The organism is Chamaesiphon sp. GL140_3_metabinner_50, from assembly GCF_025361915.1.
In the GTDB taxonomy this organism is placed as follows: domain Bacteria; phylum Cyanobacteriota; class Cyanobacteriia; order Cyanobacteriales; family Chamaesiphonaceae; genus Chamaesiphon.
The window spans coordinates 1-6,306 of sequence record NZ_JANYJC010000062.1 but is presented as its reverse complement, the minus strand read 5'-3'; the positions used below and the strand labels follow the sequence as shown (position 1 = coordinate 6,306).

The 6,306-nt window shown below is 49.7% G+C and carries 5 protein-coding genes; 4 read left to right on the top strand and 1 reads right to left on the bottom strand.

Going from position 1 to position 6,306, the window contains the following annotated elements; genetic code table 11:
- The first annotated feature begins 109 nt into the window (after positions 1-109).
- The 3 genes from Q0R35_RS03155 (at position 110) to Q0R35_RS03145 (ending at position 4,071) form a co-directional block, all read left to right on the top strand.
- A complete protein-coding gene (locus Q0R35_RS03155; protein ID WP_295614390.1) occupies positions 110-391 on the top strand; it encodes a hypothetical protein in 282 nt (93 codons plus the stop codon).
- Complete coding sequence (locus Q0R35_RS03150; protein WP_295614388.1) at positions 381-737, top strand: hypothetical protein; 357 nt, start codon at positions 381-383, stop codon at positions 735-737. The genes Q0R35_RS03155 and Q0R35_RS03150 overlap by 11 nt, the downstream gene beginning before the upstream one ends.
- Before the next feature lie 745 nt (positions 738-1,482).
- The gene (locus Q0R35_RS03145; protein WP_295614385.1) at positions 1,483-4,071 is read left to right on the top strand and encodes a PAS domain-containing protein; all 2,589 of its coding nucleotides are present in this window, start codon (positions 1,483-1,485) and stop codon (positions 4,069-4,071) included.
- Between the two features lie 426 nt (positions 4,072-4,497).
- Here the strand turns inward: Q0R35_RS03145 and ychF are convergent, their stop codons facing one another.
- Positions 4,498-5,586 carry a redox-regulated ATPase YchF gene (ychF, locus tag Q0R35_RS03140; protein WP_295614392.1) on the bottom strand — a complete coding sequence of 363 codons (1,089 nt, stop codon included), beginning with the start codon at positions 5,584-5,586 and terminating at the stop codon, positions 4,498-4,500.
- Between the two features lie 343 nt (positions 5,587-5,929).
- Here ychF and Q0R35_RS03135 point away from each other — a divergent pair, with 343 nt between their 5' ends.
- Complete coding sequence (locus Q0R35_RS03135; protein WP_295614383.1) at positions 5,930-6,241, top strand: HigA family addiction module antitoxin; 312 nt, start codon at positions 5,930-5,932, stop codon at positions 6,239-6,241.
- Positions 6,242-6,306 lie beyond the last annotated feature (65 nt).

The following is a 6,306-nucleotide window of genomic DNA, read 5'->3' as shown; positions in this document are numbered from 1 at the left end:
CTGGACGGCAATTCCGACAGCGCAAGCCCGTAAATCGATTGATGCACCCGTCCGCACTCTCATCGGTTTAGTCGGCGATGTCGGCTTCAATTAATCTGGGAGTAAGTAAATGACAACTCAAACGTCCAATGGCACTACCAGCCAGATTCGTTATGCAGTAGTCGGCTTAGGTTGGTTTGCTCAGGCGGCGGCTTTACCTGCATTTGCGACTGCCGCAAATACCCGGATGAAAACGGCAACAGGTGGCGGGACGCTGCCAGATATCGGGATTTATTGTATCAATGCCGCGCGTTATCTGTTCCAATCCGAGCCGATTTCGGTGTTTGCCACCAGTGCTAGTAAAGATGAGGCACGCTTTGGGGAAGTAGCTGAGATGACTAGTGCCATTTGAGCCAGCCTATGCGGTTCAGGCACATATTACACACAAGCTGTCGATCGATGGCGAAATGCCACAGGAATACAGCTTCGAGCCTCACGACCAACTTGCAGCCGTGTTTGTCTACTTTTCAGACTGCATTCTCAACGACCTCCAGCCAGCACCATCGGGGCAAGAAGGGTTAATCGATGTCCAGATTATCTGCGCTCTGAGTGAATCGATTCAGACGGGTAAATTTATCTCGCTTGAAAACATCAAGTCACCGCCGCACCGACCTAATCCCGATCTCACGATCGCACTTCCCCCACTCACACAGCAGCCCGAATTAATTCGCGTTGCCGATCCCGCAGGGAAGTCTTAGATGGGAGAGCGGAGTAAGGAGTAAGGAGATGGGAGATGGGAGTAAGGAGTAAGGAGTAAGGAGTAAGGAATTTGGGTAAATTTAGTGGTGTTGAATATTTTCGTTTTCAAATATTACAGCTCGACAAACCTCGAATCAAAGCCATCCTTGGAATGTAGTAACACCCGCTCCGATCCTAACGAACCAGACCTTACGCAGGGGAGTTTGAGGGGCGGCGTTCCGCCCCTCAACGGGGGGTCTGGGGGTCGGTACCCCCAGATCCGGGTTCTGCCCACACCAACAACATTCGCAAACCACAAGTATCTATCGTCTACCGCTACGCTTACAAATAGTAACCCGAACAGCAGTACTCCTTACTCCTTACTCCTTACTCCGGTCAGTGAGCGACTTGCGACTTTCGCGACAGCCGAAGTATAGCCGAACTGTACTCCTTACTCCCATCTAGCAAAAATTATCGATTTCTGATAGACTAGATTTAACCAAAACTTCGGAGTCGATCGGTATATCCCTCTAGAACGGATGCGATCGACAACTTTAGGTGAAGACGATTTAGCCAGCTTAGGGGCTTGCAAATAATTTAAATTAGTAAATCCATTACCTGGTTAAACTACCAATATATTCATGTGCCTACTAATTTGGGTGCTAAATTGCATCGACCATTTTTAGCAGAGCGATTCGATGAAACCTTAAATTAAACTCTGGTAGTGCGTCACCAGCCCTCAGATCCATTCTCTCCGACAAGTATATGCAGCGATCGTACTTATCTACCCGCTCGAAGACATGGGGTGTGAGTACCCCCACTCCCACACGGGCGGCGCAGATTGCTAGCGGCATCGTCATCGCGATCGCGTGCTGTGTCTTAATTGGTTGGCAATTAAATATCCAGTCGATCGAAAGCTTACTCCCAGGGTTGGCGACGATGAAAGTCAATACCGCGCTCTGTTTTATCTGGGCGGGGATCTCGCTGCTGCTCCAAACTGGCAAACGGCAAGACGCTCGGACGATGAAGATTGCGAGCTTGTGTGCTGTAGCAATAACCATTACCGCATTTTTAACCCTTTGTCAATATGTCTTTGGGTGGAACTTGGGCATCGACGAACTGCTATTTGCCGATCGAAATTCGTTAGCAACATTAGCTCCCGGTCGGATGGGCATTAATACCGCAGTCAACTTTTGCTGGCTGGGGACGGCACTATGGTTGATGAATCGCTCGTCAACTAGTGCCATAGACTCAATTGCGATCGCGCAAGGGCTGACAATCGGGACGATCGCGATCGCAATCCAGGCGATAGTTGGCTATGCCTATAACGTGCGGGTGTTGTACAAAATCAGTATGCTGACGACCTCGATGGCACTCCATACCGCGATCTGTTTTGCGATTTTGGGTGGGGGAATTTTGGTACTGACTGGCGATCGTGGATTGATGCGAGTGGTGACGAGTAATTTAATTGGCAGTAAGGTGGCGCGGCGATTGCTGCCGACGGCGATTGGGCTACCGCTGGTGATGGGGTGGCTGATTTTGCTGGGTTTGGGTGCAAATTGGTACGATCCAAATTTTGCTTTGTCGCTGATGGCGATGTCGATGGCGGCGATCTGGGTGGGTCTGATTAGGCAAAATGCTGCTAAGCTAAATCGGGTCGATGACGATCGCATTCGATCGGTCGATCGAATGCGATCGAGTGAGGAACGGCTCAGACTTGCCCTATTGGGCGCAAAGCAGGGGATTTGGGAACTCGATGTTCGGACGCAGGCGTTGACTTGGGACGATCGGTGTCAAGAGCTGTTAGGATTACGCCCCGATGCGCTGGTGACATATTCAGGACATTTTGAGGCGATTCATCCCGAAGATCGACAGCGGGTAGCTGCTGCGATGGAGCTGGCAATGTGCGAGCGTGGTGAATTTGCGCTGGAGTACCGGACGATTTATCCCGATGGGACGATTCACTGGGTGCTGGCTCAAGGCAGCTATTATAGTAGTGCTACGTCGGATCGGATGTTGGGGACGATGATGGATATCACCGTGCGGAAACATGCCCAACTCAACGATCGGTTTTTGGCACAATTAACGCGCCGACTGCGACAGTTGACCGATCCTGACGAGATGCAATGGGAGACGGCACAGAGTCTGGGTGAATATCTGGGTGTCGATCGGGTAACCTGGTGTAAGGTCGATTGGCAGCAGCGGCTCACGACGATCGATCGAGACTGGTATCGGGATGGGTTGGACTCTCAGGCTGGGGTGTACGCACTCGGCGATTTTCTGCCGCCAGAGCTACAAGTCGCGCTGTTTGCCGGGGAATCGGTGGTAATTGCCGATGTGAGTGCTACACCGCTCATTGCTCCCTATCTGGATACCTATCAGCAGTTGGGGATGGGCGCAATTGCTAAGGCTCCCTGTATTTTTGAAGAGCGGTGGGTGATGACCTTAAATGCGAGTACACACCAGGTGCGCGTCTGGCGCGATGATGAAATCGACTTGATGGAAACCATCGTCGCCCAGATTTGGCCGCTCGTCGAGCAAACGCGATCGGATCGCGCATTGAGTGTCGCCGCAGCGCAAACGCGGGCCGATCGAGTTATTATTGAGCAACAACTCGGCGAAATCGAATCTATCTATCGATCGGCTCCCATCGGACTCTGCTTTGTCGATACCGATCTCAGATACGTGCGAATTAACGAGCGGTTGGCACAGATTAATGGTGCATCCGTCGAGGCACATATCGGGCATACACTCCGCGAACTCTTACCAGATTTAGCTGATGATGTCGAGCCAATCTATCGGCAAGTCATCGAGACGGGGGAGCCGATTATCGAGCTGGAGATAAGTGGGATGAATCCCGCTCAACCTGGCATATTGCGATGCTGGCTTGCCAGTTTCTATCCCCAAATCGATGCCGAACATCGCGTTGTCGGTGTTAATGCCGTAGTCCAAGAAATTACCGAGCGTCAGCGCGAAGCCGCCCTATTACAAGAGAGCCAGCAGAAGTTTAGGGCAATTTTCGACCAGACATTCGAGCTACTGGGCATCGTTAGCAAAGACGGCGTATTACTAGATGTCAATCAAGCCGCCCTAGACTCCATCGCCGCTCAAAAGTCGGCACTAGTGGGCAAATGGTTTTGGGATACCCCCTGGTGGCATACAGCGCAACTCCAGCAGCAACTTAGGGCGGCAATTGTCACGGCGGCTAGCGGTCAATTTATCCGCTATGAGGTCGAATTTCCCCATCCCAACGGCGGTGTCAGCATCACCGACTTTTCCCTCAAACCCGTCTTCGATGCGGAAAGTCGAGTGACGATGCTCGTCGCCGAAGCACGCGACATTACCGATCGGTAAACTGCGCCCAAGCACTAGATCGCGCTGCGGCTATTTTCTCGACGATCGCAATCGAGAGTTAGATTCCTTTTTAAACCCTCCCTCTTATGAGGATCTGTAGGTTGGGTTGAAGAATGAAACCCAACACACCCAACCTTGAACACCCTCTCACTAAGGCGGTTAAGACATGCAAAAATCCTGGCAACCCAGATAGATCCAAAGGCTTCTCAGAGAAGCGGCTCGCGCTCCTGGGGTTCCCCCAGGGTTTAGAGAGTTAGATCTGTAGGTTGGGTTGAAGAATGAAACCCAACACACTTAACCAAAGTTTCTTGCCTTGCTCTTAGACGACATTTATATCGGCTCAGTTGCTCCTCTAGAGAATCGCGCTAAGTATCCCAACCTAATTAATCATCCCCGCAAAATCGCGCTGATAGTACGGGCATCGCGTTAAGAGTGCAGAAACTCCATAATATCTCCTTCTTGGACTAAATATTCCTTCCCTTCACTCCGCAATAGTCCCTTATCCTTAGCAGCTTGCATCGACCCAGTGGCGACCATATCGGTATAAGAAATCGTCTTCGCCCGAATAAAGCCCTTCTCGAAGTCAGAGTGAATCACGCCTGCGGCTTGGGGTGCAAACATCCCCGCTTTAATCGTCCAGGCGCGGGTTTCTTTCGGCCCGGTGGTAAAATAAGTGCGGAGTCCCAGCAGGTGGTAAGTCGCCCGAATCAGCGATTTTAAACCGCCTTCACTTACGCCCAAAGATTCTAAAAATTCGGCTTTTTCTTCAGCGGGGAGTTCTAGTAATTCGGCTTCGACTTGAGCTGAGACGATCGTCACTTGAGCATCTTCTGTCGCGGCAAACGCTCTAACCCGATCGACAAATTCATTCCCCGTCGCCAAATCTTCTTCCGATACATTTGCCGCATAAATCATCGGCTTGCGAGTCAGCAATCCCAACCCCTTAATACTTTCGCTTTCTTCCTCGCTCAGTTCCACTTGTCGGGCGGCGGTACCTGCATTGAGGGCAGTTAGGAGTTTCTCTAGAGCATCGACTTCGACTTGGGCTTCCTTACTGGCTTTGGCAGTCTTCCTGGCCCGATCGATCCGTTTCTCGATTTGGTCGATGTCGGCTAAAATCAGCTCCAGATTAATTACTTCAATATCTTGCTGAGGATCGACCACCCCCGATACGTGGATGATATCGTCGTCTTCAAAACAGCGGACGACTTGCACTAGGGTATCTACCTCCCGAATGTGAGAGAGAAACTTACTCCCCAAACCTTCGCCCTGACTGGCACCTTTGACTAAGCCCGCAATATCGACAAATTCTACCCGCGTGGGCACGACACTTTCGGAATTCACCATCTCCGCCAACACTTGCAGCCGCTCGTCGGGTACCGAGACACTCCCGACATTCGGCTCGATCGTGCAAAATGGATAGTTCGCAGCTTCAGCTTTGGCATTGGCAACTAGGGCATTAAATAATGTCGATTTGCCCACATTTGGCAGTCCAACGATTCCGGCTCTTAGCATTTTAGTCTCAATCGATCGCAACTTTCTCAATTCGATTATAGATCGATCTGGGTTACCCGTGCGCTTGACTAAATTTACCGATCGACTCAATAAGAATTATTAAGCCAGAAAATTCGTCAAAAATACTTGACGCTATTCTCAATTACCTTGACGTATTCACTGGCTTTGCGCTATGCTACCAAAATAGTTCATATAGCGAGTATATGATTATCTCTCAGAGAGTTATTGAGTTAATTTAAAAAAATCGAGATATTCCCTTCCTACCTCAAAAATAGACAACCCAACTCCGATAAGTCACTTCTCAGGCACATTTTAGAACTTATCATTAAGTTGGAGCATAATTATGGTTCGAGTACCCACACATCGATCTCCTACCCATCCAGGGGAAATGTTACTGACAGAATTTTTAGAACCGATGGGTTTAACTCAAAAAGAGTTAGCAGACAGTATCTATGTCCCATATCAAAGAATCAACGAGATTGTAAATGGGAAGCGGGGGATTACTCCGAGTACGGCTTTACGACTGGCTAAATTCTTTAACGTTTCTAGTGATTTTTGGTTGAATTTACAAACCCGCTGGGATCTTTATCATACGCACAAATCAGAGTGTTCGATTGTCGAGAAAATTCAGATCTATCGAACAGCAAAAATTTGATGTTATCGATTCATACACGTAAATAAACTATCTGCTTAAAGTCCGCAGAAACCGTCCTAAACTGG

Excerpts from the sequence above, each read along its gene's own strand:
- Q0R35_RS03155 (WP_295614390.1), top strand. The coding sequence starts at position 110 with ATGACAACTCAAACGTCCAATGGCACTACCAGCCAGATTCGTTATGCA.
- Q0R35_RS03145 (WP_295614385.1), top strand. The coding sequence starts at position 1,483 with ATGCAGCGATCGTACTTATCTACCCGCTCGAAGACATGGGGTGTGAGT.
- ychF (WP_295614392.1), bottom strand. The coding sequence starts at position 5,586 with ATGCTAAGAGCCGGAATCGTTGGACTGCCAAATGTGGGCAAATCGACA.
- Q0R35_RS03135 (WP_295614383.1), top strand. The coding sequence starts at position 5,930 with ATGGTTCGAGTACCCACACATCGATCTCCTACCCATCCAGGGGAAATG.